Annotated in this window: 23 protein-coding genes; 10 read left to right on the forward strand and 13 right to left on the reverse strand. The window is 42.4% G+C overall.

The features are described from left to right. Positions 1–128: 128 nt before the first annotated feature. The 4 genes from ACM0OS_RS07515 to ACM0OS_RS07530 all read left to right on the forward strand — a co-directional run bounded on the left by ACM0OS_RS07515 (position 129) and on the right by ACM0OS_RS07530 (position 3,049). Positions 129–791 carry an ATP-dependent Clp protease proteolytic subunit gene (locus ACM0OS_RS07515; RefSeq protein ID WP_414542618.1) on the forward strand — a complete coding sequence of 221 codons (663 nt, stop codon included), beginning with the start codon at positions 129–131 and terminating at the stop codon, positions 789–791. Between the two features lie 98 nt (positions 792–889). Continuing rightward, positions 890–1,483, forward strand: a complete 594-nt coding sequence (locus ACM0OS_RS07520; protein ID WP_414542542.1) for an ATP-dependent Clp protease proteolytic subunit — start codon at positions 890–892, stop codon at positions 1,481–1,483. A 222-nt stretch (positions 1,484–1,705) separates the two neighbouring features. Further along, positions 1,706–2,329: a J domain-containing protein gene (locus tag ACM0OS_RS07525; RefSeq protein ID WP_414542543.1), complete on the forward strand. Its 624-nt coding sequence runs from the start codon at positions 1,706–1,708 to the stop codon at positions 2,327–2,329. Positions 2,330–2,788: 459 nt separating this feature from the next. Then, positions 2,789–3,049, forward strand: a complete 261-nt coding sequence (locus ACM0OS_RS07530; protein WP_414542544.1) for a MoaD/ThiS family protein — start codon at positions 2,789–2,791, stop codon at positions 3,047–3,049. Here ACM0OS_RS07530 and ACM0OS_RS07535 read toward each other — a convergent pair. Further along, on the reverse strand, positions 3,046–4,701 hold the full coding sequence (locus tag ACM0OS_RS07535) for an alpha-keto acid decarboxylase family protein (protein ID WP_414542545.1): 1,656 nt from the start codon (positions 4,699–4,701) through the stop codon (positions 3,046–3,048). The genes ACM0OS_RS07530 and ACM0OS_RS07535 overlap by 4 nt on opposite strands. Before the next feature lie 102 nt (positions 4,702–4,803). Beyond that, positions 4,804–5,247 carry a DUF2267 domain-containing protein gene (locus ACM0OS_RS07540; protein WP_414542546.1) on the reverse strand — a complete coding sequence of 148 codons (444 nt, stop codon included), beginning with the start codon at positions 5,245–5,247 and terminating at the stop codon, positions 4,804–4,806. 328 nt (positions 5,248–5,575) lie between these two features. Between ACM0OS_RS07540 and thrC the strand changes: the two genes are divergently transcribed. Together thrC and ACM0OS_RS07550 are read left to right on the forward strand one after the other, a co-directional pair. Beyond that, the gene (gene thrC, locus ACM0OS_RS07545) at positions 5,576–6,880 is read left to right on the forward strand and encodes a threonine synthase (RefSeq protein ID WP_414542547.1); all 1,305 of its coding nucleotides are present in this window, start codon (positions 5,576–5,578) and stop codon (positions 6,878–6,880) included. Between the two features lie 92 nt (positions 6,881–6,972). Beyond that, the gene (locus tag ACM0OS_RS07550; RefSeq protein WP_414542548.1) at positions 6,973–7,248 is read left to right on the forward strand and encodes a MoaD/ThiS family protein; all 276 of its coding nucleotides are present in this window, start codon (positions 6,973–6,975) and stop codon (positions 7,246–7,248) included. Positions 7,249–7,453: 205 nt separating this feature from the next. Here the strand turns inward: ACM0OS_RS07550 and ACM0OS_RS07555 are convergent, their stop codons facing one another. The 4 genes from ACM0OS_RS07555 to mnmG form a co-directional block, all read right to left on the reverse strand. Next, positions 7,454–7,714, reverse strand: a complete 261-nt coding sequence (locus ACM0OS_RS07555; protein WP_414542549.1) for a type II toxin-antitoxin system HicA family toxin — start codon at positions 7,712–7,714, stop codon at positions 7,454–7,456. Further along, positions 7,704–7,925 (reverse strand): type II toxin-antitoxin system HicB family antitoxin, encoded by a 222-nt coding sequence (locus tag ACM0OS_RS07560; protein ID WP_414542550.1) that lies wholly within the window; start codon positions 7,923–7,925, stop codon positions 7,704–7,706. Before ACM0OS_RS07560 ends, ACM0OS_RS07555 begins: the two co-directional genes overlap by 11 nt. 433 nt (positions 7,926–8,358) lie before the next feature. Then, the gene (locus ACM0OS_RS07565) at positions 8,359–9,717 is read right to left on the reverse strand and encodes a hypothetical protein (protein ID WP_414542551.1); all 1,359 of its coding nucleotides are present in this window, start codon (positions 9,715–9,717) and stop codon (positions 8,359–8,361) included. A gap of 230 nt (positions 9,718–9,947) precedes the next feature. Then, positions 9,948–11,870 (reverse strand): tRNA uridine-5-carboxymethylaminomethyl(34) synthesis enzyme MnmG, encoded by a 1,923-nt coding sequence (mnmG, locus tag ACM0OS_RS07570; RefSeq protein WP_414542552.1) that lies wholly within the window; start codon positions 11,868–11,870, stop codon positions 9,948–9,950. Positions 11,871–12,392: 522 nt separating this feature from the next. Here mnmG and ACM0OS_RS07575 point away from each other — a divergent pair. The 3 genes from ACM0OS_RS07575 (at position 12,393) to ACM0OS_RS07585 (ending at position 15,018) form a co-directional block, all read left to right on the forward strand. Next, a complete protein-coding gene (locus ACM0OS_RS07575) occupies positions 12,393–13,139 on the forward strand; it encodes a D-alanyl-D-alanine carboxypeptidase family protein (protein ID WP_414542553.1) in 747 nt (248 codons plus the stop codon). A 145-nt stretch (positions 13,140–13,284) separates the two neighbouring features. Beyond that, positions 13,285–13,860, forward strand: a complete 576-nt coding sequence (locus tag ACM0OS_RS07580) for a TIGR04376 family protein (RefSeq protein WP_414542554.1) — start codon at positions 13,285–13,287, stop codon at positions 13,858–13,860. A 582-nt stretch (positions 13,861–14,442) separates the two neighbouring features. Beyond that, a complete protein-coding gene (locus ACM0OS_RS07585; RefSeq protein ID WP_414542555.1) occupies positions 14,443–15,018 on the forward strand; it encodes an ABC transporter permease in 576 nt (191 codons plus the stop codon). A gap of 14 nt (positions 15,019–15,032) precedes the next feature. Here the strand turns inward: ACM0OS_RS07585 and ACM0OS_RS07590 are convergent, their stop codons facing one another. The 3 genes from ACM0OS_RS07590 to acsF all read right to left on the reverse strand — a co-directional run bounded on the left by ACM0OS_RS07590 (position 15,033) and on the right by acsF (position 18,663). Beyond that, positions 15,033–16,427, reverse strand: coding sequence for a collagen-like protein (locus ACM0OS_RS07590; RefSeq protein WP_414542556.1), 1,395 nt, complete (start codon positions 16,425–16,427; stop codon positions 15,033–15,035). A 217-nt stretch (positions 16,428–16,644) separates the two neighbouring features. Beyond that, a complete protein-coding gene (locus tag ACM0OS_RS07595) occupies positions 16,645–17,184 on the reverse strand; it encodes a GAF domain-containing protein (RefSeq protein WP_414542557.1) in 540 nt (179 codons plus the stop codon). A gap of 402 nt (positions 17,185–17,586) precedes the next feature. Beyond that, the gene (acsF, locus tag ACM0OS_RS07600; protein WP_414542558.1) at positions 17,587–18,663 is read right to left on the reverse strand and encodes a magnesium-protoporphyrin IX monomethyl ester (oxidative) cyclase; all 1,077 of its coding nucleotides are present in this window, start codon (positions 18,661–18,663) and stop codon (positions 17,587–17,589) included. Between the two features lie 722 nt (positions 18,664–19,385). On the opposite strand from acsF, the gene ACM0OS_RS07605 reads away from it, so the two are divergent. Beyond that, on the forward strand, positions 19,386–19,883 hold the full coding sequence (locus tag ACM0OS_RS07605) for a TM2 domain-containing protein (protein WP_414542559.1): 498 nt from the start codon (positions 19,386–19,388) through the stop codon (positions 19,881–19,883). Here ACM0OS_RS07605 and ACM0OS_RS07610 read toward each other — a convergent pair. The 4 genes from ACM0OS_RS07610 to ACM0OS_RS07625 form a co-directional block, all read right to left on the reverse strand. Next, a complete protein-coding gene (locus ACM0OS_RS07610) occupies positions 19,880–20,509 on the reverse strand; it encodes a DUF2996 domain-containing protein (RefSeq protein ID WP_414542560.1) in 630 nt (209 codons plus the stop codon). The two genes, ACM0OS_RS07605 and ACM0OS_RS07610, sit on opposite strands and share 4 nt — an antisense overlap. A 252-nt stretch (positions 20,510–20,761) precedes the next feature. Further along, on the reverse strand, positions 20,762–22,498 hold the full coding sequence (locus ACM0OS_RS07615; RefSeq protein ID WP_414542561.1) for a diflavin flavoprotein: 1,737 nt from the start codon (positions 22,496–22,498) through the stop codon (positions 20,762–20,764). 67 nt (positions 22,499–22,565) lie between these two features. Then, positions 22,566–23,093, reverse strand: coding sequence for a phosphate-starvation-inducible PsiE family protein (locus ACM0OS_RS07620; RefSeq protein ID WP_414542562.1), 528 nt, complete (start codon positions 23,091–23,093; stop codon positions 22,566–22,568). A gap of 143 nt (positions 23,094–23,236) precedes the next feature. Further along, positions 23,237–24,967, reverse strand: coding sequence for a diflavin flavoprotein (locus tag ACM0OS_RS07625; RefSeq protein WP_414542563.1), 1,731 nt, complete (start codon positions 24,965–24,967; stop codon positions 23,237–23,239). Positions 24,968–25,149: the final 182 nt, after the last annotated feature.

Here is a 25,149-nt window from a genome sequence, read left to right on the forward strand (position 1 = left end):
TCCCCCCATCTCCCCATCCCCTCAGTCCCCAATCTCCAAAATTAGCGAGAAATCCGCACTTGATGTCAACTAGCATCGCGTTAGGATGTATTACAGTTAACGGCATAGTTTCAGGCGATTCAGTTGCTATGGACAATTCCCCCATCAAGGCTGTTCAAGCCCCTTATTACGGTGATAACTTCTACCGGACACCGCCACCAGATTTACCTTCCTTGTTAATGAAGGAACGAATTGTCTATCTGGGAATGCCATTGGTTCCTGCGGTTACAGAATTGATTATCGCCGAATTGCTGTATTTACAGTCAGACGACCCAGAGAAGCCGATAAAAATTTATATCAACTCGACGGGAACCTCCGGTTACAGTGGCGAACCCATTGGCTTTGAAACCGAAGCCTTCGCCATTTATGACACCATGAAATATATTAAGCCTCCCATTCACACCATTTGTGTTGGTTCGGCAATGGGTATGGCAGCAATGTTACTCAGTGCTGGCACAAAAGGCTGTCGCGCTAGTTTGCCCCACTCTTCTATTATCCTGCACCAACCTAAGAGCTACGCCCAAGGTCAAGCAACGGATATTCAAATTCGGGCAAAAGAAGTTCTGGTGAATAAAGTGTCGTTGGTTGATATTTTGTCGGAGACTACCGGACAAGCAACAGAAAAAATTACCAAGGATATGGATCGTCTCTTCTACATGACTCCCTATGAGGCTAAGGAATACGGTTTGATTGACCGAGTATTTGAAAAAGAAGAACTCGCCAATCCCCCATTACCAGCCAGTGTTCTTTAAAAGAATGCTGAGTAAAGAACTAGCCTCTAGTCCCTTTTAAAAGTGCTGAGTTGAGAACTGGCTCATATCCCCATTAAATTACAAGCGGAGTAACGAAAATGCCTATAGGCGTGCCTAAAGTTCCTTACCGGATGCCCGGCGGACAATATACAGATTGGATTAGCATCTACGATCGCCTTTACCGGGAAAGAATTATTTTCTTGGGGCGAGATGTAGATGATGAAATTGCTAACCAAATTATTGCTGTAATGCTGTATCTGGACTCAGATGATCCAGGTAAGGATATTTATTTATACATCAATTCTCCCGGTGGTATGGTTACTTCTGGGATGGCAATTTTTGACACAATGCAACACATCAAATCAGATGTGGTGACAATTTGTGTGGGTTTAGCCGCTTCTATGGGATCATTTCTGTTGGCAGCTGGCACCAAAGGCAAACGCATGGCATTGCCTCATTCCCGGATTATGATTCACCAGCCCTCTGGTGGTACCCGTGGACAAGCCAGTGACATCGAAATTGAAGCCAGAGAAATTTTGCGGATTCGTCACCAACTAAATGGCATTTATGCAGAAAAGACTGGTCAACCTTTAGCCAAGATTGAAAAAGACATGGATCGTGACTTTTTCATGTCTGCGGCTGAAGCCAAAGAATACGGGTTAATTGACCGTGTAATTGAAGAACGACCGTAGGAAGGGGGGAATGGGGAGTAGGGAGTAGGGAGTAGGGTCATTTTCTCCCTCATCTCCTTTTTGTTCTTTATTTCTAGAAGGAGTTCCTAGTTCCCTATTCCCCAGCCTCAAAAAAAACCGTCACTATTGAACCATCAATTATTCAATTAGTCTTTATAATTAAAACCTTAAGGCTGGAAGCTCATAGCCGAAGGCTAATTATTAGATAGCTGATAGATCAAAATGGATCTTGGAGATTGCTACCGTTTATTAGGTTTAAGGTCGGGCGCTTCGTTTGCTGACATAAAATCGTCGTACAGGCGATTGGCGCAGCAATATCATCCCGATATTAATCCCAGCGATATAAGAGCTAAAGATAAGTTTATTGCTTTGACAGAGGCTTACAGACTCCTTTTAACGGTAGTACCTTCCGAGGAGATAGCCCCACCTTCAAGTCAATCTTATGCGTCTGGGCATGATGAGACAAAGGCTACCCGCCCAGAAAAAACACCAACGGCCACTGTAACCGCTGAAAAACCGCCGCCACCCAAGCCTCCTAACATTGGAGAAATAGAACAGCGGCTTAAGTGGAAGACTTATGAGCAATTGCAAGGGTTTTTAAAAGAAAGAAGATTTCCCCAAGCGATCGCCCTCGCGGAAGCTTTGGCTGCACGTTTACCCACAGACGCAGAAGTGCGCCAATGGCAAGCCGTTGCTTATCAGATTTGGGGACGGGCTTTAATTTCGGAAAATCAACTGTTAAAAGCCAGGATTTACCTCAAAAAAGCCCTCAAGACAGACCCTAACAATAAGGCTTTGTGGCTTGAGGTGCAGCGTGATTTTCAAAAATTAGAGCAGATTTTTTAAGATGCTCTCACCAGATTGGATAAGTAGTTAAACAAAATTAATTACACAATGTCATTGCGAATATAGCGGAGCGGAATGAAGCGCTCGCAAGGCTTGGGATTGCTAGAGCCTCCGGCAGCTCGTTAGGGCTTGACGCTTCGCTATTCACTGTCTCAAAGCTTGAATTACGCGGGGTGCAGCCCTAGAGGCGATGGCACAAAGCGCCCACGGAGGCGATAAACCCGGAGGGCATGGCTAGAGCCTCCGGCACGCTACCGCGGTAAGCGCAGCTATGCCCGCTAGGGCTTTACGCCTATCGCATAGCATATCATTTGATTGCCCATTAACCTGTAAGGCTTTGAAAAAATGAAACAGCCCAGCTATGCTGAGGACAAAAGCTTTAAGCTATGAGTAATAGATTACAAGTTTCACTGTTGACTCTAGTCTAGGGTGTAAATCCCAGACTATTCTCATTTTTTTATGTCCCAGTCTACAATTACAGTCACCGTCAAGTTGTTCGCAGCTTATCAAGAAGCCTATGGAGTATCAGAACTGATACTGGAATTGCCCCAGGATACACCAGTCAGCGCAGTATGCGATCGCCTGATTGTTGAACACCCAGAACTGACTAAATGGCGCGATATCACTCGTTTTGGCATTAATTTAATATTTGTTGAACCAGATAGCCTGCTGCAAGATGGCGATGAAGTTGTACTAATTCCACCTGTGAGTGGTGGTTAAGTCTGTGCCTTTTTGTTGACAGCCTTACCGAGACGAGTTAATCCTTGAGAACAATCAAATCTATCGAGGTGAATTTCAATAAAAGAAACGCAGTGAATATTGGTTTTAGCTTGGACTAAAGCTGCTTCTAATTCGCCTTCTGTGGAAACTTCGCAACTCCAACTTTCGCCAAAAATTTGGGGTATTTGATGATACTTCCAAGGTTGAATATCATTATAGGGGCCATCTTGAATTACACGTTCAATGGTATAGCCATCATTATTAATTAAGAAAATAATGGGATTAAGTTTATACCTAATAATTGTAGATAATTCTTGAGCAGTCATCTGAAAAGCGCCATCCCCGACAAAAATTATGGGACGACGATGAGGATCAGCCATAGCTGCACCCAAACAAGCAGGAATCGCATAACCAATAGATAAATAAAAGGCTTGACCAATAAAATCGGTATCTTGGGGCATGAATAAATCCATTGCCGAGACAATTGCATCCCCGGTATCTGCTATGACAATAAATTTATCTTCCAGAAAATGGTTGATGCGTTCATAAAACCGCCGATTTGTTAATTTGGCTTCTGGTTGGGAAATAAAACTTTGAGAAAGTATATGAGAAGCCGGTGTGATTTCTAAAGTTTCAGCGTCTTTTTTCTGCAACTTGCCAATTAAACCATCAATGAAATCTCCTAGATAAACAGGTTGATAAAAATGGTGCTTAATCTTCACTTTCTCGGAGTTGGCATTAATTAACTTGCGCTCATCTAGGTTAGCTGTATATCCTCCCAAATTCATATCAGACATAATGGCACCCAGACACAGCACACAATCAGCTGTTTCAATTCGTTGACAGACATAATCTCGACTCAAAGCACCTACATAGTTACCAATAAATTGTGGGTGCATCTCGGAAATACAAGATTTACCCAGCATGGTGGTAGCTAGGGGATAACCAGTAGTTTCTAACAGTTGCAGCAGCTTATTTTGTAAATGAAAGCGATTAAATTCCACACCTGCTAAAATTACAGGACGTTGTGCCGTTTCTAATAAGTCAACTGCTTCTTCCACAGCTTCTTCAACTGCTGCTGTTAATGTCTCTGGATTTATTAATTTGAATGATGAATCTGGATAAGTTTCCGGCAAAATGCAAGGTTGATGCACCAAATCCACAGGAATTTCGATATAAACAGGTCGTTTGTAATGCAGACAAGCTGCTAATGTTTGATCAATTTGACTTGCTGCTTGACTTGCATTGGTGAGAATGACAGAAGCAACCGTTACTTTTTCCATAATGGAAAACTGGAGGTTATAGTCTCCCGTGGTGTGGTGTAATAGCAGGTTGTCTTTGCTCACAGAACTGTTAGGCGCTCCACTAATTACTACCAAGGGAACTCGTTCTGCATACGCACCAACCACCGCATTGACTAAACTAAAGCCACCAACACCGTAAGTAACACAAACTGCACCTAATCCCCGTACCCGTCCATAAGCATCCGCCGCATAACCCGCATTTAATTCGTTGCAATTACAAATTAATTTGATGGGAGTTTGGTTTAAGACATCCATTAAATCTAAAACATAGTCTCCCGGTACACCAAATATATGTTGAACACCTAAGCTTTCTAACCTATGAAATAAATATTCGCTAACTGTAGTCATAAGAATCACAGGTAATAAATTTACCCCCAATTTTAACTATATAAAAAAGCAGTTGGTTCCGTATGCCAACCGCCTTTTTTTACCAAAAATTATGGTATTAAATTAAGCTCGTACTTCTTCAGTCCAGAGTTCTCGCAAAGCCGGTGGCATCATATTAATCACATCTTCAATTTCGCCTTGAGTAACGCGCTCAGAAAGTAGCTGGAATACAGCGCGAACAACACGTTCTGCATCGATTTCTGGATCAGTGTTGCGGAAGTAATCACGAATATGCTGTAAGAATGCTTCTTTATTGCGTTCTTTTGTGGGTGTCGCACCAGGGCGCCAATTTTCGTAGTAAAATCCTCCCAAAAGAATGGGTAATTGCGCTCCTAAATGGGCAGCTTCTGGTACAGTCAGGCGATCGCGCAGAGCGTGCAATGTCGCTCGTAATGCCTGAAATACTTGGTGCTTACTTTCCCAACCCAGCTTATTACACAAGTCATTGACCCAAGGAATAGTTGTTTGAACTGTTGTATCGAAGATATCTAGTCCTGTCATTGTCATAGGGATGGCTCCTGTTTTGTGCCTTGATTACTTAGAGCGATCGCCTAGTCGGGATTAACAAAATTTCAGTCTCTACTCTTAGTACTTCAAAGCTTTTGTGTGTGTCCTCCCGTCCATCCTAAAAAGTCAGAAGTCTCTTCTCCTCTGACTAATGGTGTGTCATGCCTGTTTGACTGCTCTATCTAAGGGTTTGAGTCAGTGTTACACCTGAGTGTGAGATTAACTACTCAACAATACCCGATAAAAATAGTCGGGTATGTTTGACTGGTATTTTTACTCGTGTTACTATCAGGCGACAGTTGACTGACAAACAGGGAAGGCTTCATTTATGACTCAGGCAATAACTAAAGACACCCAAACAACAAACGCCACTTTAAAAGCTTTGAAGTGTAAGGAATGCGGCGCGGAATACGAACTCCAAGCCAGTCATGTTTGTGAATTATGCTTTGGGCCACTGGAAGTCAAATACGACTACAGTGAGCTACGCCTGACCATCACCCGTGAAAAAATAGCCGCTGGGCCCAATTCAATTTGGCGCTACCGCCCCTTTTTGCCCGTCTTAACTGACAATGTGATTGATGTGGGAACAGGTATGACTCCCCTGGTACGTTCCCACCGTCTTGCTCGTCGCCTGGGTCTAAATAAGCTTTACATCAAAAATGACGCTGTAAATATGCCCACCCTCAGCTTTAAGGATCGGGTGGTGTCAGTCGCTCTCAGCCGCGCACGTGAATTAGGTTTTACTACTGTTTCCTGTGCTAGCACTGGTAACTTGGCAAATTCTACAGCTGCGATCGCCGCCCACGCCGGTTTAGATTGTTGTGTATTTATTCCCGCAGATTTAGAAGCTGGTAAAATCCTGGGGAGCTTAATTTACAGTCCCACACTCATGGCAGTGAAGGGTAATTATGACCAGGTAAATCGCCTGTGTTCGGAAGTTGCCAATACACATGGTTGGGGTTTTGTTAATATTAATCTACGTCCTTATTATTCTGAAGGTTCCAAAACCCTGGGCTTTGAAGTTGCAGAACAATTAGGTTGGGAACTACCAGATCATGTTGTTGCTCCCTTAGCATCTGGTTCACTATTTACCAAAATTTATAAAGGTTTCCAAGAATTTGTAGAAGTGGGTTTAGTAGACGCTAAAGATGTCCGCTTCAGTGGCGCGCAAGCTGAAGGTTGTTCACCCATCGCCCAAGCCTTCAAAGAAGGACGCGACTTTATTAAACCCGTGAAACCGAATACAATTGCTAAATCACTCGCCATTGGCAATCCCGCTGACGGTGTTTATGCTGTTGAGCTTGCCCAGAAAACTGGCGGTAACATTGAATCAGTCAATGATGCAGAAATTATTGAAGGAATCAAGCTGCTAGCAGAAACAGAAGGCATTTTCACAGAAACAGCAGGTGGTACAACTATTGCCGTGCTGAAAAAACTAGTAGAAGCTGGCAAAATTGACCCAGATGAAACTACCGTGGTTTATATTACTGGCAATGGTTTGAAAACCCAAGAAGCCGTCCAAGGCTACGTTGGCGAACCTTTGACAATTGATGCCAAACTCGATAGTTTTGAACGTGCTTTAGAGCGCTCTCGCACACTTGACCGCTTAGAATGGCAACAAGTTCTCGTTTAGTTATAACTTGTGAGTTAAGAGTTTCCTTCCTAACTTTCAACTATTAACTTGACTCTTAACTCCTTACTTTTCACTCCTAAATTTCTACTTCTATGGCTGTTACAGTTTTAGTTCCTACTGCTCTGCAAAAATTTACCAATAACCAAGCTACCCTAACCTGTAGTGGTACCAACATTGGCGAACTATTTGATTCCTTAGAGGCCAACTGCCCTGGTATCAAATCACGTTTGTGCGATGAAAAAGGACAGCCGCGACGCTTTTTAAATTTATATGTTAATAGCGAAGATATTCGCTTTTTAGAAGGGATAGATACACCCCTAAAAGATGGCGATGAAGTGAGTATTGTCCCGGCTGTGGCTGGTGGTTGATAGATAATATCAGTTTCGTTGTACGCAGGCGATCGCATTCTTTGATATGAGGGTGCGATCGCTTAATATTAGTACACATATTTATCGAAGTTGGTTAAACCCATCTTCCGCACCCTAAACTGTCACACAACGAAAAATGGTCGTTTGGGGGTTTGGGATTAGCGATCGCCACCTAAGATTTCGACCTTTTTGTATAAAAAACATCCTAAAATGAATTCAAAAATACGAAATTACCGATTGTGACACCGGGGGGTGCGGAATGTGGGTTAAACTCTTCCTCAGTAATACCCAACTGTTTCAAAATTTCATAAAATAACCATTGACCAATTTCAGCGTTGCCATGAATAGGAATTGTTGTTGCTCTTCCATCTAAATGTTGCCAACGAGCATGACTGCCTTTCTGCCGCACTTTTTCAAAACCAAGTTTCCGTGCTACCTTTTCTAATTCACGGGCTTTAGCTGGCATTTGCAATCCTTAATTCAACATCTTCAGGTAAAGAACGCCCTTGTTCTTCATATTCTTCTTGAATCATTTCCAAAACATAAACGAGTTCGGCACGCGCTTCATCTGGTGTTTGTCCCCAAGCATGACAACCAACAATTGCTGGGACATAAGCAACAAATGTGCCATTGTCATCGGGACGAATAACAATAGTGTATTCTTGCAAAGACTTCATTGGATAACTTTTAGTTACACCTTTAGTTTACAGCGATCGCTTGGCTAACTACTTGTACAAATATACCAACTAGTAAAGCGATCGCTTAAATTAACCTCTCCAATATGAGGAGTTTTGACAGGATGCGGAAAAGCTCAACAAAGATTCCTCACCCCGTCAGTACATTGTTTTTTCTCTGTATAAACCAAGTTAAACGGACATTACCAAAGAAGCTAAAATCTGAAAAATTTCTGTATTATTGACTAATTAACTAGAATCAATGATACGCTCTCTATTCTAGAGATAATTCAGCATAGCTATCTCGGCAAAAAAGTATTCCATAAACAATATTGAGTAGATGCAGCCGCAGTCTACAAAATCAATTGTAAATTACCCCAGACAGGTACGTCTGAAGATGAAAGTAAGTCAAGCTAGCTGAAAAGCATTACAACTATTACAATCTCTGCCCTGCAAATATTGATCGCACTTCGCCATTACGACGAACGATCGCTTCACCATTACTCACATCAACTAGCGTCCAACCACTGACACCGATGCTTTCTCCCATATTTACCCGGCGAGTTACACCTTCAATTTGAAATAAAGCCACGGATTTTTCACCTAATTCCATTAACCCCTCTAAGGTATGGTTAGCAACAGTTGCGGCAGAAATAGGTACATATGCCTGTTGCTGAGTAACGGCTGGTGCAGGTTGACTAGGTGCTGCGGGACGTAGTGGGGCCACTGGCAATCCAGGTAAAGACGCGGGTTGTTGCTGTACGCTAATTGGTGCAGATTGTACGGTTACAGGTTTCAATTCTGGACGCACGGCCGAGGCTACCATATTCACATCCGCAGGCTTGGCTGGCGGTTGCGCTGTGTTCATGGCAGTTTTCACGGCATCAGATTGATTCTTTGCTACCTGTGGCGTTTGTGTTGCCGCACCAGGATTTGGTGGTGGCGCATAGCGCATGGGCGACGGCGCTTGATAAACAGGAACGTAAATGCGCTCGACGACACTTGTAGAACGGTTAGCGGGGGATACATTATTAGCCGCTAGAGGTGGCGCTAAATCACCAATAGATTGATTACTGGCTACAGCTAAGTTTGAAGGGTTGGATATTCCGCGATTGTTGAATCTGGTGTTAGCAAATTGGCGATTACTGGCTTCCCCTTGTTTCTCGATAATTGCCAGCGCTCCCAACATATAGTTAACTAACTCTGCTTGGACATCTACCTTGGTAGTAGGCTGTGTTTGGGTTTGCTGTAGATAAAGTTCTGGCTGGGTTAATTTGGAAGTAAATAGAATCAGCAATCCAGAGTTTACCAAGTAAATTGTCCCGGCGATGGCCACACTAATAGTTGTTCCGGCAATCAACAGTTTTTTCCAGGATTGCCTAGTTCTCAGGGATCTACTAATTACCCCAGGCTTGTCAACTATAACTGTACTCACTTGCTTGTTCCTCACTTGAGGAACCGTTTTGCCTGTGCGAGTTAGGGAATTTGGTAAGACAATCTGCGGCACATTAATAGTTGGCAGATGCTCGTATTCTGAAGCTACTGCGGTAGCAGATTGACTCGATGGAGAAAACCAATCGCGTGCCGAGGTTTCTTCGATAATGCGTGGTGTACGACTGCCATGCCTTAAAGTTTGGGAAGGCAGATTCCCACTAACATCCAAAATTTCGTCAATATCGGCAAAAAGTTCATCCATCAAACCATCAGCATAGAATTCTATCGACCAAGGTTCGTTGGTGATCAAGTCCTCTGATGGTTCTGGAATAATGAGATGGGTTCTGGCTGCTTGTAACATAAGGCATTTTGGGTTGTGGCTGCCAGGACGGGGCAATGCCGCCCCTATTACCTGGAAATCAGGATTTTTGCAGAAGGTTTCAAGCTCTCTTGCAACTAGAAGAGTTAGTAGCTTGGTGTATTAAATTCAACTTCAATCTGGAGACTGCTGACGATGCCATTACTGAAGTCATGTCATCTATCATACTAACTCCTTCATATCTACTATACTCAACCTTGATGAAGTTTAAGTTAAGCTAACGCCCGAAACTCTGACTGGTTCTTGGTTTTACGCAATTCTAAATATATTAGCAAGGCGTTGATATCAGCTGGATTAACGCCACCGGTGCGTGCTGCTTGACCGAGAGTCAGCGGTTTGACCTTACTGAGTTTTTCCCGTGCTTCTTTAGATAAGGTATCAATTGTTGTGTAGTCCAAGTCCGCAGGTAACTGGCGGTGTGCTTGACGGGCAATCTGGTCAATTTGATTTTGTTGCCTAGCTAAATAGCCAGAATATTTAATGTCAATTTCTGCGCCTTCTTTCTCGGCTTGCTGGAGGTGGGGGTTGCCTAGTCCATGACTTTCGAGGTCAACATAATGAAATCCTGGACGGCGGAGTAAGTCAGCCAGGGTAATGGAACCTTTAATTGCTTGACCAGATGCAGAAGCGATCGCCTGACCTATTTCTTCATGTTCTTTGACTCTGGTAGCATATAAACGGGCTTTTTCAGTAGTAATCTGGGTTTGTTTTTGGGTAAACAAATTCCATCTGCGATCGTCAATTAAGCCAATTTCTCGTCCCAAGGGCGTCATGCGTTGGTCGGCATTGTCAGAACGTAGTAGTAGGCGATATTCAGACCTACTGGTGAGCATCCGGTAAGGTTCCCGCAAGTCTTTGGTACACAAATCATCAACCAGTGTCCCTAAATAACTTTGCTCACGGGGGAAAATAATCATTTCTTGACCGCGAACCAACCGCGCAGCATTAATTCCCGCAACAATTCCTTGGGCGGCTGCTTCTTCGTAGCCAGTGGTGCCGTTAATTTGTCCTGCACAAAACAACCCGGCAATTTTCTTGGTCATCAGTGTGGGAAAACATTGAGTTGCTGGTAAATAGTCATACTCCACAGCATAAGCCGGACGCAGCATCGAACAGTTTTCTAAACCAGGGAGACTACGTAACATTTGCAGTTGCAAATTTTCGGGCAATCCTGTGGAAAACCCTTGAATATATAGTTCGGGTATATCCCGTCCTTCTGGTTCAATAAATATTTGGTGGCTTTCTTTATCAGCAAAGCGGACAATCTTATCTTCAATGCTGGGGCAGTAACGAGGCCCTTTTGCTTCCACCCAACCACCATAAACGGGAGATAGATGTAAATTTTCCCGAATCAGGCGATGAGTTTCGGCTGTGGTGCGGGTAATGTAACAAGGTATTTGTTCTCTTTCTACCCAAGCTTGGGGGTCAAAGCTAAACCAGCGGACTTCTTCATCCCCTGGCTGGATGGTCATTTTAGTGTAGTCAACTGAGCGCTTGTCTACCCTGGCTGGAGTCCCAGTTTTTAGTCTGCCGGTTTCAAAGCCTAAACGATTTAAAGTTTCGGTCAATCCCTCAGCCGCAAATTCCCCAGCTCGGCCTGCTGGCATGGATTTGTTCCCAACCCAAATTTTTCCGCCCAAGAAGGTGCCGGTTGTCAAGATTACGGCTTGGCATTGGAATGCTACACCAAAGTAAGTCTCAACGCCAATGATTTCATCATTAGCACCCAGCACCAAGTCTGTGGCCATGCCTTCACGGATGGTTAAGTTTTCTTGGTTTTCGACAATGGTTTTCATGACAGCAGCATATTCGCGCTTGTCTGATTGGGCGCGTAATGCCCACACCGCAGGGCCTCGTGAAGAGTTGAGGATACGTTTTTGTAAATAAGTGCGGTCTGCCACTTTACCAATTTCCCCACCGAGTGCATCTACTTCGTGAGTTAACTGGGATTTAGCTGGGCCCCCTACAGCTGGGTTACAAGGTTGCCAAGCGATTTTATCCAAGTTGAGTGTCAATAGCAGAGTCCGACAGCCGAGGCGGGCAGATGCAAGGGCGGCTTCGCAACCGGAGTGACCTGCACCGACGACAATGACATCAAAAGCGTCTTGGAATTCAACGGAATTGTGCATGGTCATACTTAACAGGATTAGCGGGCTGAGTGTGTATGAATAATTTTAACCGATCTAGTGGTTTTATTGAGGTATCTTGATGTTAAATAAGCTATCAAAATAATTGGAAATTATAGACGACCCGCCAAGGTGCCAAGAAAGTTAATTTCAGCTTTTTTAAATATGATTATTTGGTAACTAAATGATATAGGACTTACGCAACTGGCATATTATTTTAAGTTTGTAGTGAGGACTTTAGTCCTCTCTGCGAGATGCTCTGTGGTAAGCGCAGCTATGCCCGCAGGGCTTGACAAGATAAGGGCTGAAGCCCTTACTACAAGCAAAAAAATTTTATTTTTTGTGACACTCGCGTAAGTCCTGTGATATTTTTTTAATTTTAATTCCATCATTTTTTTTATAAAGTAAATCATGGGAACTTTATATTATGAGAATATGAAATATGTCTCAAAAAAAATAAAATTTTTCGTAATTTATATTTCTATTGCTTTGACAATAATTTCTAGTACCAGCATAAATCACTACAAATTTATGCCAAGCGATCGCTCAGTCAATACTTGCGTAGTTAATAATTTATTACCCTGTGATCAGACATCAACAAAACCAAAATTTCGGGGATATATCCCTAATTTAGAATTGAGCGACAAAGAGCGTTTTTTATCTGCGATCGCTCGTAATTTAACAGCTATTCCCCAGGCTGATACTTTTGCCTATATTTTGCTCCGTGCATACGGTGCAGCATTCGTAAATCAGGAATCAGCAATTACCCTACCATCAACAGTTATTTTTGCCGATGAGCAGGAAACTCTTGATTTTCAAGCTAATCTGAACATGGCAAAAGTAGATGGTAGTCGAGATTGTTATTTACAAGAGTCGGCAGCTACAGCTTTAAATAAGGCACAAAAACTCACAAATATTCCTTTAAAATCTGGTTACGGTGCTAGTGATTGCACTCGCAGTTTTGCCACGAATTTAAGATTTTGGCACAAATATGCTAACAATAAAACTTTAGAAAAAGTCAAACAAGGTAAAGAAACAGCAATTTTGGGCATAGTTGCACCACCGGGAACATCACAGCATCTTTGGGGACTAGCGGTAGATTTACGTGTCTCTCATGATCGCCAAAGACAAGCGCTCAATCAATATGGCTGGTTTCAGACTGTAGAAAATGATGTTCCTCATTGGACTTATGTCGGTTTGTCTGAGGAAGAACTATCTCAGTTTGGTTTTCAAAATAAGGTGGTTCGGGGAATTACCTATTGGGTAACACCCTTGTAAAACACTAACCCTAACGGATATTAAACCATCAGCCCCACATCATCGAGACTACCCCATAGAGGGATACTATGACAATTCACTTTCGGCATACCATAATAATTACTACAATAAACTAGTTACACACTCGACCTCTGGAGTTCTGTCCGTGGGCTTATTTGATGATTTGAGTCGGTTTCTAGAAAACCGTTTAGAAGAATTCTTGCGTAATAATCCACATTTGGAGTTAGAAGCGCTGTTAGAACAGCTGCGGCAGCAAGAGGAAGATACTTTAAAATTGATTGCAGATTTACAATTACAAGAGAAGCGATCGCAAGACGAAATTTTGTCCACCGCCCAAGAAATTCAACGTTGGCATATCCGTGTACAAAAGGCCAAGGATGCTGGTAGGCAAGATTTAGCAGCCGCAGCCCAAGATAGGGAAGCCGCCTTATTGCGTGAAGGAAACCAACGTTGGGGACATATGCAAGGGCTAAAAGAACGCATCGCCCAATCGCAAGAACTGCTGCGGAAAATTCAAGTGCGGCGACAAGAGGTGCAAGCCAAAGCAACCGAAGCCGAAAAAGCCCGCACTCAAGCGCAAACTCAGGAGTGCATAGAAACCAATGGCTGGTGGAGTCCAACTAGCAGTTATTCTAGTGGATTGGATGATTTAGAAGAAAAGTTTCGTCGTTGGGAAACTCAAGATGAGTTGGAACAAATGAAACGTAATTTGGGGAAATAATTAGTTATTGGTGAACAGTATTATAGTGATCCGCTTTGATTATTGAACTGACTTGCGTAGGCTGGGAGTAGGGAATAGGGAGTGGGGAGTAGGGAATAAGCCTTTTCGATTGGTACTTAATTTGTTCAAAAATCAAATAGGAATCCTATAGTTAATTCCATTTTCCCAAAATCCATATAATTAGCCTGCATAGGCAGGCTTTGTTTTTGTAGCCCCAGGCTTCTAGCCTGCGGGTGAATATTATTTTTAATGTAATTTTTACTAGCAGTAACCAGAAAATGAATTATTGAGATTTCATTTAATTTATTCATTAAACTTTTATTTTCTGGTAAATTTAATTCAAGAAAACTTTAATCAGGGCTATTTCATTATTTGAGAATATCAATATTAGCGCCTAGTATGTCCCACTACAAAAAACTTTGTTAAGTGAGACTATTATATAGCAAAAGCTTTCTAGCTGGTTAATTAGCATTGCCCAAATGAAACAGCCCTAAACTTTTATAACCTTTTTAGTGTTTGTCTATTCGCCATTTTTCGTGATTGCCGCAGTATTCCCCAGACGTTCCAAATGAGAACTGAGGCATGGAACCTAGTATATTTTTAGATGTTTTAGCTAGCTTACAAAAGTTATTTGTAGGTTACATTCCAGCCGCTGTTTTAGGTGGTTTTGTCGGTTATTTCATAGGTATAAATGCCGCTGTTTATCAGATATTCAAGCGAGTATTTCAAATACCACATAGTATCCCTCCTATCGCCTTGCTACCCATTGGACTCGTCGTTTTTGGAGATAACAGTGAACCGGCAACTATAGTCATTGTTTTTCTAGGAACTCTCTGGTCGATGATTATTAATACCGCCATAGGTATGCAACATTTTCTGAGACAGAGCAATAACTTTCGCGTAGCCATCTTTCATATATTTCACGCTCTAAAAGTGGGTATTTGGGTAGCTTGGTTTACAGTTATTGCCACAGAAATGCTGATAGGCCCCAAGGGACTGGGATTTCTCGCTTGGAATGCTTACAAAGCTGGCAACAGCAATTACATAATTGACTCGGTGCTTTACATTGGTATTATTGGTTTTTTGCTGGATCAGTTGCTAGATTTTGCCGGCAATCTTCTGGCACAGATCGTATCAGACGGAAAAAAACCCTCTTAAATTTTTGGTAGATGTTATCTAGGACTGCGGATAGCACTCTGCCAGTTAATGGTTTGCTGTGCGGAACGTTCCCCTAAGGAGCGAGTTGCTAGCACCTCAATGTCAACGTTGACACCAGGACGTAGAGCATAATCAGGAATTTTTAGCTTGCCCAAAGCGAGAATAAAACGGTTATGGTCACGGGTGACAAGTTCGTTAGGAATATCGCCGTCATATTCAGTTTTGTAGCCGCCAAACCTCTCCCGTGCGCGAAATTTCACCCGAAATTGAGTTTGAATCACCTCTGATTTTGCTGCCAAATCGACAATATTGAATTTGAGGTTTTCCCCTGCATCTGCAAACTCTGCTACTGCTAACCGCGTTACATCCTTTTGGGGAATCGCATGGTTAACAGTAAATGTGGTCAAATTAGCCTCGGTTTTTGTATTGCCTTCCACCCATAAATCTTCAGGAAAAGTAGTTTCCACTTGCTTGCTGTCAGTTAAATTCACTGTTACAGTTTGATTTTCAAAACTAGTGATGGGTTGTTTTTCCTGCCAAACAAGTTGAAAATTCTCTTCTAAGCGTTGTTCAAATTCTCGGTACTCGTCGGCAATTACAGAACCAGGGGCTAATAAAGAAGTTGCCCCTTGGCGAATATTCCACTTATTTTTTGCCAGGTTGAATTGCTGACTAGTAAGTTCGGAAATTGGTAGCTTGAGAGTGGGATTATCGGCGGCTAAGGGTTCCTTGCCGTTAATAATACTCAAGATTCCTAAGCTTCCTCTATTACCATTTCTGCCATTAATACCACTGCTCCCAGAACTGCCGTCATAACATCTGTAACGCCTCTTGGTACATTTATAATTGGGTTGACCAGGAGTTCCTGTACAGGTTTCCACTTCCCAACTCCGTCTATGACACCTACAACCTAATGCACCGCTACCACCCCGGCCACCACGTCCGCCTTCTCCTGGGGTTGTACGGACGAAAATATTTCGTAAGTCTGCTAAATCAGTGTAATGAACCGTGAGGAAACCCCCATTTCCACCATCTCCGCCTCTACCGCCATTTCCACCTGTACCACCATTTGGTGCGTGAATGTCATAGTGTACGTTGCCCAGTTGCCTATTGCAAGTAGGTCGATAACCACGACTGCCGTCTTCACCATCTTCTCCATCTTGTCCTGAAAGGTCGAGATTTACCGATGAACCATCGACAAAAATAGTCTGATTTTGACCATCTCTACCATCTCTACCAGAGCGCCCATCAGTACCTCTACTTCCATGTCTATCATAATTTCTGCTGACGCGATCAAATTTTTCCAAGGCAACAGCTGAACATAAAACGGAGCCAGAAGCAGGCAAAAAGCTAGTAAATAAACTGAATGTTAGCAATAGTGGCAGCTTACTACTAAAATTTTTGTGCATCAGGGTAAACTCAAAATGTATCAACTATTGTTGACGCTAAGTTAAGGAAATTTGCTCCCTATTGTTTGAGTTAAGTAGGCAATAATAAATTCAAACCCTAAGTAAAAAGACTTAATAAAATTAAAGTTCGTAGTTAGAGGCTCTAGCCCTTTAAAACTTCACAAGAAAGCGATAAATCGCTGACTACAAACAAAAATTTATCTCATCCTGAATAAGCCTAACTCTCTAAGATTAAAGGATCTGTGGCTAAAGTTTGCGCTGCTATTTGCATCAGTTCGAGATCAGATTGCGCCCAAGAATAAGGCTGTTGACAGTGATGTGCTACTAGTAATCCCCATAATCCTTTAGGAGTTAAAATTGGTACAACTAAGTTAGCACACACCTGAATACTGCGGAGAAAATCTCGGTGACAAGTGTGAATTGCTGCTAATTCGATATCAGCGAGCGCTCTGACTCTTCCAGCTAAATATAAGGCAGCATACTCATCATTAAAACAATTATCTGCCCCTGTGGAACCTAATATAGAAAATTCATCAGAACTTAATGCTTCAAAAGTTACTTGTCCTTGCCATTGACAGTAAAAGTAATACAAAACCACACGATCAACCTGGAGTGATTCTCTTAGTTCATGAGTCGTTTGTTGAATTAAGGCATCCCGATGCATGGTTTTGACAAGTCGGGTGAGGACTCTTTGTAAACCCTGTTCAGTATTACCTTCTGGGCTAGGTTCAAAGTCTGAGTGATGATGAATTTGCACAGTTCTACAATTTTTATTAGGTAAGGACTGTCAGATTTCTATAGTAACTTATTAAACCTTTACTAAAGTATCATGCTCAATCAAAAAAGGTGATTCGATTTGCATCTCAGGGATGCTTTTTCAAGTGCTGTAATTTACTAAAAAAGTCAAAATTTACGGGATAAATTTTCAGATTCTTTATATAATTCACTATAAAAAATACAAACTTAATAATTATTAATATTTTGCAACTTAATCTAAAAAAGAGATACAGCAAGGCAAATTTAATCGTGATGCTTTATGTGGATTTGATATCAAATGATTGAGGAAAGCTATATTTTTGTTAAAATATTAAATGTTTTGCATAAAAAAAGTGGCCCTGTTAAACAGAACCACAAAATCGTTGTATAAAGTGTTTACAACCTAGCGAACTGCTCCGTGAGTAGAAACAGTATCAATGGGTTTCATCAAGTACAACTTCAGTAACTGCCAGCCATGAGAAACGTAAATGGGTAGCTTTTGGAAGAATTGCAGGAATTTGGGAGTATTGGACTTAGCGATCGCAGCTAACTTTTCGTTATTCTGGATACATACATCCAATCGCTGATAAAATTCTGGGTTTTCTACATCCAGCATTAATGGGAAGACTCTACCTGCATTTTCATTGGTCTTTTTAATTACATGGATGTCGTATTCCCGTGCATCTAACCCAATGGAAGCATAAAAGTCTTTGCGCTGGATGTCATTGAGATACATTGTCGCAAACACTGACAACAGGAAGAAGCGACTCCACAGCTTTGCTTTCCAGTCATTCAACATTTGTGGCTGGGATCTCATGATGGCATCAAAGAAATCTCCATGACGGTTTTCATCTTGACACCAGTTTTCAAAGAAGCGGAAAATCGGATAAATTCTATCTTCAGGATTTGCTTCTAGGTGACGATAAATGGTGATATACCGCCAATAACCAATTTTTTCTGAAAGATAAGTGGCGTAGAAGATAAATTTAGGCTTAAAGAAGGTGTAAGCGCGGCTCTTGGTCAAAAAGCCTAAATCTAGTGACAGATTAAAATCTGACATCGCTTTGTTCAAAAAGCCTGCATGACGAGCTTCATCCCTTGACATGAGGTTGAAGCATTCAGCTAATACAGGGCTTTTCCCCTTCAAACGGCGGCCGAGTTCTTTATACAGTAAAAATCCCGAAAATTCCGCTGTACAAGACCGTTCTAGGAATTCCACAAACAATTGGCGAGTTTCCCCGTCAATATGATCCCAGGATTGTTCAAATTCGGCATCCCGAACGAAGTGATGGCGGTTGTAGTCTACACGGAACTCTTCGAGGATGGCTTTTAGCTCGTCTTCATTGACGGATATATCCATCCGCGCCATTTCATCAAAATCGGTGGTATAAAACCGGGGTGTTAACAGGGTTTCTTTTGCCGGGGTTTTAACCCCTGGACGCATTTCTTCAAAGCCTGGTTTTTGGAGGGAATCTACCATGTCTTGATTGCTCTTTTCTCTTTATTATCTTGAGTACACCAGTCAGCCAAGGATAATGCTCTCACAAGGCGCAGGAGACGACAATAATTTATTTGTATAAATTTCAGTCTACCAAGGTGAAGCCGGGAAAAAGGTATATAAAAGGTTAAGAGTTGCAACAATATTTCAACATTTACGGAACTAAAAATCAAGAATTGGTAGTCATATCAAGGGTATTCACGGTTATGTTGTGCTGTACTAGAGGCTAGAAAAGAAACATTTTCAGGCCTTTATTGTAAGCTTTTGTCCGTGAGGGACTAGCTTGACAACAGATTGGCGCACTCTCATGGTCATGCACAAATAACTTCTATATCCAGTAAAATTTGGTGTTTTTTAATACATCCAACTAAGCAATATTATCTTAAGTTATGCACTTAAAATTGACAAATATAAAGTGAATTATCATGATTACTGAAGACTGTTGAATTAGGGGCATCCAAAAATTAAATTACTCAATTCCTGTATCTAATACGACTATCAAATGTATTCACCCTTACTTCCCCTGCTCCCTAAAGAGTAAAGCCCTAACGGGAATAGCTGCGCTTACCGCGTAGCGTCCCGCAGGGATTTGATTATTTTTTTATTTGTCAGCCCCTGAATATAGCTGACCTGCTAACCTCAAACAAAACAGCATCAACAATCCATCTGAGATCACAAAAAAAATCCAAAGGGTTGAAAACAAGATGAATCTGGAAAATAATCAGCATAAAGACCGTCTTCTTGTCTCTTATATTTTGAGTGCAGCGTTGTTTTTTGGACTAGGAGGGCTGCATCGTTTATACAATGGCAAAATAGGAACGGGTCTTTTGTGGCTGTTTACTGGTGGGATTTTTGGGATAGGACAATTCGTGGATCTGTTGCTGATTCCTAATATGGTTAATGAGTACGAAGAGAACCTCAGAGCTAAAGCAGGGTTATCTTCTTTGGGTGTACCTGTGAATCAACCTGCGATCGCCTCTCAAGTTTACCGTCCCACGGGTAATCAACTTGTGGTGGCACTGATTCAAGCCGCAGAAAAAAAGGGCGGTGCTTTAACGGTAACTCAAGGTGTCAGTGCAACAGGAGCCAGCTTCGCGGAAGTAGAATCTACTCTCAAAGAAATGTTGAAATCAGGGTATGTGAGAATAGACAACGACCCCATTACTGGAGCCGTCACCTACAATTTTGATGAACTTAACTAATTTCTACCCAACCACTTTTGACCGTTTAAACGTTGGACTAAGCCAAACACTAAAAGGTCAAGTGTAATTCTCCGCTCATCAATTAAGAATGACTCAAGGGTGCTAGGTTTTTTTCCTTCATTACAAGAAAATCCCTTTTTCCCGCTAATATCTTCGTCAGGGAAATACAAGTTAAACTGGCGCTGACCATTTTGCCAACTACCAATAACTTGCCAGCATTCTTCAGATGATTGAAAGCCAGCAATGGGGAGCTTCTGTTTGGCAAAAGACAGATCTAAGTCTTGTACACCTTCTTCGGCGATCGCTTTCTGTAAAGATGGTAAGTAGTGTTGCTCCATGAACTCTAAAAACGGCTTATCTTCTACAGCGGGAGGTTTTTCCTTTTTCGCGGCTTTGGCTGCTGCGGGGGGTTTATCTCCCTTGGGGGGTGCAGCTTTTGGCTTGGCGGCGTTGGGGTTAGTTTCCGGGTTCGCTGCTTTGGGATCTGGCGTGTTGGCAGTAGGGATATCTGTTGCTGCTGGTTCGTCAGTGCTGGGAGCATTTTTTTCGGCGTCAGTGGGAGCCTGTTTGTCAACAGTGCTGGGAGCAACCTCTCCCGCTTGATTATGATTTTTTTCTTCTGCCATTGCTCAGGTCAATCCTTTGTCTTGCTTTGGGAGCATTCACCAAGGGCGGGGCGTAGCCCTTCGCTTCAGTTATTCTCATTTTGACATAGGAGCGCTGGGCTAATTAACTTTTCACGATATCTGGAAAACCTCTCTCTAAATCTCTCTCCTGCGAGGCGAGAGACTTTGAAGTCCTGATTTGGAAGTTATATTGTCCGTGGACCTTTCCACATGATGTGAAAAGTCAGGAAGAATGTTGAGGCTGAAAACCTTTTAATAATGGCTACCCGATTTGCGCTGCTGGATGGCGGTAATACCGATAGGTTCTAGGACTTCCCCGTTGTCCACAGTTGCATAAATTAACCAGCGATCGCCAGATGCCATTTGCTGTTGCACAGTACATTCTAGATAAGCGAGGGCATTATTGAGAATCAAGCAACCGTTGTTAGCAGTTTTAATTCCTAATTCGGCAAAGGAGTTTTCAGTGCTACTGCGAGAGGAGAAGTATCGCCGCAGATTGCGTCCTTCCTTGAGAATATTCAGGACGAATTGATTACCTGGATGAATGAGCAGATCGGCATTTTGATCTTCTGCGATCGCAATCATCAAACCAGGGGGATTAAAGGTAGCCTGGGATACCCAAGATGTCAAGATACCACTGTGGCTATTGTCTTGTTGGTGTGTTATTACGCAGAGAGAACCAGCGATTCGCCCCACAGCTTGTTCTGTGCGATCAATATGCGTTTCTGTGACTACTTGCCGAGGAACGCGAAATTTTTTATTTTGTTTCAAAACTTGGGCGAATTCTGCTCCTGCATCTTGACACTGCTGCAACGTGAATTCAGTGGGACTGAAGCGAACACGGATAGTTTCACACCCCAAACGGAAACTAGCATCTAGTAATTTGCTTTCTATTAAATCGACAGCCTCACCACTCCAACCATAGGAACCAAACACTCCCGCTAATTTAGTTTTCGTTGCTGTAGATAAGATAATTCCCAAAGCAGTTTGAATTTGAGTAGGTGCATGACCACCTAAGGTCGGAGAACCGATGATAAAGCCGTCGCTAGCTTCCACTGCACGGGTAATTTCGGTGGAATCTGTAAGTTCACAGTTGATTGATTCTACAGAAACTCCATTTTCAATTAAACCTTGAGCGATCGCCTGGGCTAATATCGCCGTGTTACCGTAAGCAGAAGCATAAAGCAAAGCAACTCGCAATTCTTGGGTTTTCTGTTCCTGACACCATTGACGATAATCGTAAGTAAAGCGGCTGAGGCTATAGCGCACAATGGGGCCATGACCAGGAGCGTAGAATTTAGTTTTGAAAGGGGCTAATTTTTCTAAAGCTGCTTCCACTTGTTTGGACTGGGTAGCGTGGAGACAGTCAAAATAGTAGCGGCGATCCTCATCTAGTTGCTTCCAGTTTTCATCAAGTAGGATATCGTTACAGACATGAACCCCGAAGAACTTGTCTGTATAGAGAATTTGGGTAGCAGCATCGTAAGTAATTAGTCCATCAGGCCAACGCGGAGTGGGTACAGTAATGAATTGCAGTTGATGTTCTCCTCCCAAGTCAAGTGTATCTTCACGCACAGACTGAATGTTCGACATCCATTCAGGAAAAGTTGTTTTCAAGGCATTAGCACCGGGTTTAGAACAAACTATTTTGGCTTGGGGTGCTTGTGCAAGGAGAACTTTTAAAGTTGCCATCCGGTTAGGATTGACGTGATTGAGAATAATGTAATTTAACTGAGTTAAATCTAGATGTTTTGCTAATTCTTGCAGAAAAATTTCGGTAAAAGACTCCCCAGGAGGGTCAATTAAAGCAGTGCGTTCAGCTTGGATGAGATAAGAATTAGCTGTTGTTCCTTTTTGGCGGGCATATTCAACTTCAAATTTTAGGCGTTCCCAAGTACGCGATCGCAAAACTAAGGTGTTTGTACTAATTTCGGCAACTTGAACGTCACGGGGGCGTGTGTTTGTAGGGGTAGAAGATAGAAGAGACATAAATTTACTTGGTGGGGAAGGGTGATATCAATTCACAATTCAGAAATTAGCAATGAATTATTAGTTATTAATCGGCATGATGATTGACATCAGCCATTTCTTGGGGAAAACGCTTTTTGTACCGCTTAGAGACTTGATGTTCTGGATCGATACCTTCAAAGGTTGGAGGTAACCAAACTCTAATAACCATCAACACGCCTAAAACCAGTAAAAAAGCACAAGCAGCTAAAACTTGCATAAATGTGGTTTCTAGTACTCCACGCACAATCATTTCTCGCAATACAGAAACAATGGAAACTTCTACAGCAACGCCAATTGAAACTCGTTGCTCTTGTAGATAAATGATTAACAAGCGGAATAACTCTACTAAAATCAGCAATGACAGAATATCTGCCATGACAACATGGAACTGAACTGGAGGGATAAGAGAGAGAAACATAGTGCGGATTTGCAGCACCATAAAGCTAAATAGCCCCATGCACAGCGAAATCACAATCAAGTCTTGAATCAGTTCCAGTGCTTGGACAATTCGACCCAGATTTAACCAGCTTTCCCGCTTTATGGGTTTGACTGGCACATTTTTAAGTAGTTGCATTGTTTCAATACCCTGATGAATGGAGAGTGGGGAGATGGGGAGATGGGGAGATGGGGGGTAAGTTTTTGTGACTATTCCCAAGTTTTTCTCCTTGTCCCCTTGTCCCCTTGTCTCTCTGCCTCCTGCTTCTTCTGTTCTCTTTCTTAATAATGATTTCCGACTTTGCGGTGGTGAATGGCGGTGAAGGCGTCCAATTTAGAGACTCTGCCGGTTTGGACGTTGCTATAAATAATCCAGTGATCACTACATTCCATGCGACTTGTGACTTCGCATTCCATATATGCGAGTGTATCTACCAGAATCGGACAGCCATTGCTAGCGGCATAGGTTTTGATACCTGCAAAGCGATCTGCACCAGGGGGAAAACGCTTGAGGAAGTGTTTCATCAAACTTTGGTAATTATCTTCTTCTAAGACGTTGAGGACAAAGCGATCGCCTACGTGGAGTAATGATTCAATGGCTCTGTCTTTGGCAACTGCAATGGCAACTCCTAAAGGGTTCATGCTTGCTTGTGTCACCCAAGAGGCTAACATGGCACTCTTGATGTCTCCTTTACGGACGGTAATAATATAAAGTCCACTACTTAATCTTCCCAATGCTCGCTCTAAATTATTATCTAGGGCTTTCATTTGTTTGATGGTGCGATCGCGTGTTAACCACTGTCCGATATCTGTTCCCGCTTCATCACACATCTGTTCGGTAGTCTGCGTTGGTGGTTCTTTGATCAGAATCGGCGGGAAAGCTTCAGTTAGTCCAATCTCTTGAAATTTGTTGCGTAAAGGATAAATTGGTTCATCTTCACCGCCGCCAGTTTCAAATAATCCTATGGCTTGCTTGTGATGTACAGCTGCAAGAATGGTACTTAAAACCGCATGGGCATTTTGATCAGATTGGGATGGCATTCCCATGACTAAGCCTGCGGCTTGATTCACTAATTCCCTAACTTCATGAGTTTCAGCAGCACTTAAATCTACCAATTCCACCGCTATCCCATTCCTCTGGATACCGTGGGCGATCGCTCTGGCTAATTGATCGCTCCAACCGTAATCTTCTGAGTAAAACAGAGCAACGAAAGTCTCTATTTTTGTCTGTTCCTGGCTCCACTGTTGATAGTGATTTACCCAGTCTGACAAGTAATTGTGCAATAAAGGCCCGTGTCCTGTGGCGATCATGCCCACATCTAATTTTTCCATCCGCTTGATGGCAGACAGAACAGAACGGGCATTGGGAGCCATGAGACAATCGTAGTAATATTTAAAATCTGTGGCAATTAGTTCTGCATCTTCATCAAAGGTATGGTCGTCACAGTAGTGCATCCCAAATGCATCACAGGTAAAGAGGATGCGAGTTTTCACATCGTAGGTGAAAATAGTGTCTGGCCAATGCAGATTCGGGGCAGAAACAAATTCCAACTCATGCCCATTACCTAAATTTAAGCGATCGCCATTTTTCACAATCAAAGATGAAAATGGTTGATGCACCATATTTTGCAGAAACTGGATGGCAACTTTCGCGCCAACTACCGTTATTTGGGGAGCTAACTGCAACACCTCTTTCACCAAACCGCTGTGATCTGGTTCGGTATGGCTAATAATTAAATAATCAAGCGTTGAGAAGTCAATTAACCCTGTCAATATCTCCAAATACAACTGCTCGAACTTGCGATGAGACGTGTCAATCAGAGCTTTTTTTTCACCTTGAATAAGAAACGAGTTATAGGTTGTGCCGTTGTGTAACTCGAACTCAATATCAAAGCGATCGCGATCCCAGTCAAGAGAGCGAATAGCCGTAGTTTGAGCGCCAATCTCGACTGTTTGCATGGTCAGGCGAGCTTGCTTTTTGGTATTTTCTAACTGAGTAGTAACTGCAACCATACGCTGCTGCCTCCAAACCTTAAGTGTTTCTTACTCCTATGGTTATCCAATTACACTAGTTTTGTAAAATGTCAATTCTTGAAGAGACTGATTAGTTATTTAAAACTCAACTTCTATAAGCTTTGCCTATTTTTATCATTGAGACTTGCATTAAATTTCTGACACAAGTCCAAAAAATTTGT

This window comes from Nostoc sp. CCY0012 (assembly GCF_963920855.1).
Classification (GTDB): Bacteria; Cyanobacteriota; Cyanobacteriia; order Cyanobacteriales; family Nostocaceae; genus Cyanocohniella.

Excerpts from the sequence above, each read along its gene's own strand:
- ACM0OS_RS07515 (WP_414542618.1), top strand. The coding sequence starts at position 129 with ATGGACAATTCCCCCATCAAGGCTGTTCAAGCCCCTTATTACGGTGAT.
- ACM0OS_RS07520 (WP_414542542.1), top strand. The coding sequence starts at position 890 with ATGCCTATAGGCGTGCCTAAAGTTCCTTACCGGATGCCCGGCGGACAA.
- ACM0OS_RS07525 (WP_414542543.1), top strand. The coding sequence starts at position 1,706 with ATGGATCTTGGAGATTGCTACCGTTTATTAGGTTTAAGGTCGGGCGCT.
- ACM0OS_RS07530 (WP_414542544.1), top strand. The coding sequence starts at position 2,789 with ATGTCCCAGTCTACAATTACAGTCACCGTCAAGTTGTTCGCAGCTTAT.
- ACM0OS_RS07535 (WP_414542545.1), bottom strand. The coding sequence starts at position 4,701 with ATGACTACAGTTAGCGAATATTTATTTCATAGGTTAGAAAGCTTAGGT.
- ACM0OS_RS07540 (WP_414542546.1), bottom strand. The coding sequence starts at position 5,247 with ATGACAATGACAGGACTAGATATCTTCGATACAACAGTTCAAACAACT.
- thrC (WP_414542547.1), top strand. The coding sequence starts at position 5,576 with ATGACTCAGGCAATAACTAAAGACACCCAAACAACAAACGCCACTTTA.
- ACM0OS_RS07550 (WP_414542548.1), top strand. The coding sequence starts at position 6,973 with ATGGCTGTTACAGTTTTAGTTCCTACTGCTCTGCAAAAATTTACCAAT.
- ACM0OS_RS07555 (WP_414542549.1), bottom strand. The coding sequence starts at position 7,714 with ATGCCAGCTAAAGCCCGTGAATTAGAAAAGGTAGCACGGAAACTTGGT.
- ACM0OS_RS07560 (WP_414542550.1), bottom strand. The coding sequence starts at position 7,925 with ATGAAGTCTTTGCAAGAATACACTATTGTTATTCGTCCCGATGACAAT.
- ACM0OS_RS07565 (WP_414542551.1), bottom strand. The coding sequence starts at position 9,717 with ATGTTACAAGCAGCCAGAACCCATCTCATTATTCCAGAACCATCAGAG.
- mnmG (WP_414542552.1), bottom strand. The coding sequence starts at position 11,870 with ATGACCATGCACAATTCCGTTGAATTCCAAGACGCTTTTGATGTCATT.
- ACM0OS_RS07575 (WP_414542553.1), top strand. The coding sequence starts at position 12,393 with ATGCCAAGCGATCGCTCAGTCAATACTTGCGTAGTTAATAATTTATTA.
- ACM0OS_RS07585 (WP_414542555.1), top strand. The coding sequence starts at position 14,443 with ATGGAACCTAGTATATTTTTAGATGTTTTAGCTAGCTTACAAAAGTTA.
- ACM0OS_RS07590 (WP_414542556.1), bottom strand. The coding sequence starts at position 16,427 with ATGCACAAAAATTTTAGTAGTAAGCTGCCACTATTGCTAACATTCAGT.
- acsF (WP_414542558.1), bottom strand. The coding sequence starts at position 18,663 with ATGGTAGATTCCCTCCAAAAACCAGGCTTTGAAGAAATGCGTCCAGGG.
- ACM0OS_RS07605 (WP_414542559.1), top strand. The coding sequence starts at position 19,386 with ATGAATCTGGAAAATAATCAGCATAAAGACCGTCTTCTTGTCTCTTAT.
- ACM0OS_RS07610 (WP_414542560.1), bottom strand. The coding sequence starts at position 20,509 with ATGGCAGAAGAAAAAAATCATAATCAAGCGGGAGAGGTTGCTCCCAGC.
- ACM0OS_RS07615 (WP_414542561.1), bottom strand. The coding sequence starts at position 22,498 with ATGTCTCTTCTATCTTCTACCCCTACAAACACACGCCCCCGTGACGTT.
- ACM0OS_RS07620 (WP_414542562.1), bottom strand. The coding sequence starts at position 23,093 with ATGCAACTACTTAAAAATGTGCCAGTCAAACCCATAAAGCGGGAAAGC.
- ACM0OS_RS07625 (WP_414542563.1), bottom strand. The coding sequence starts at position 24,967 with ATGGTTGCAGTTACTACTCAGTTAGAAAATACCAAAAAGCAAGCTCGC.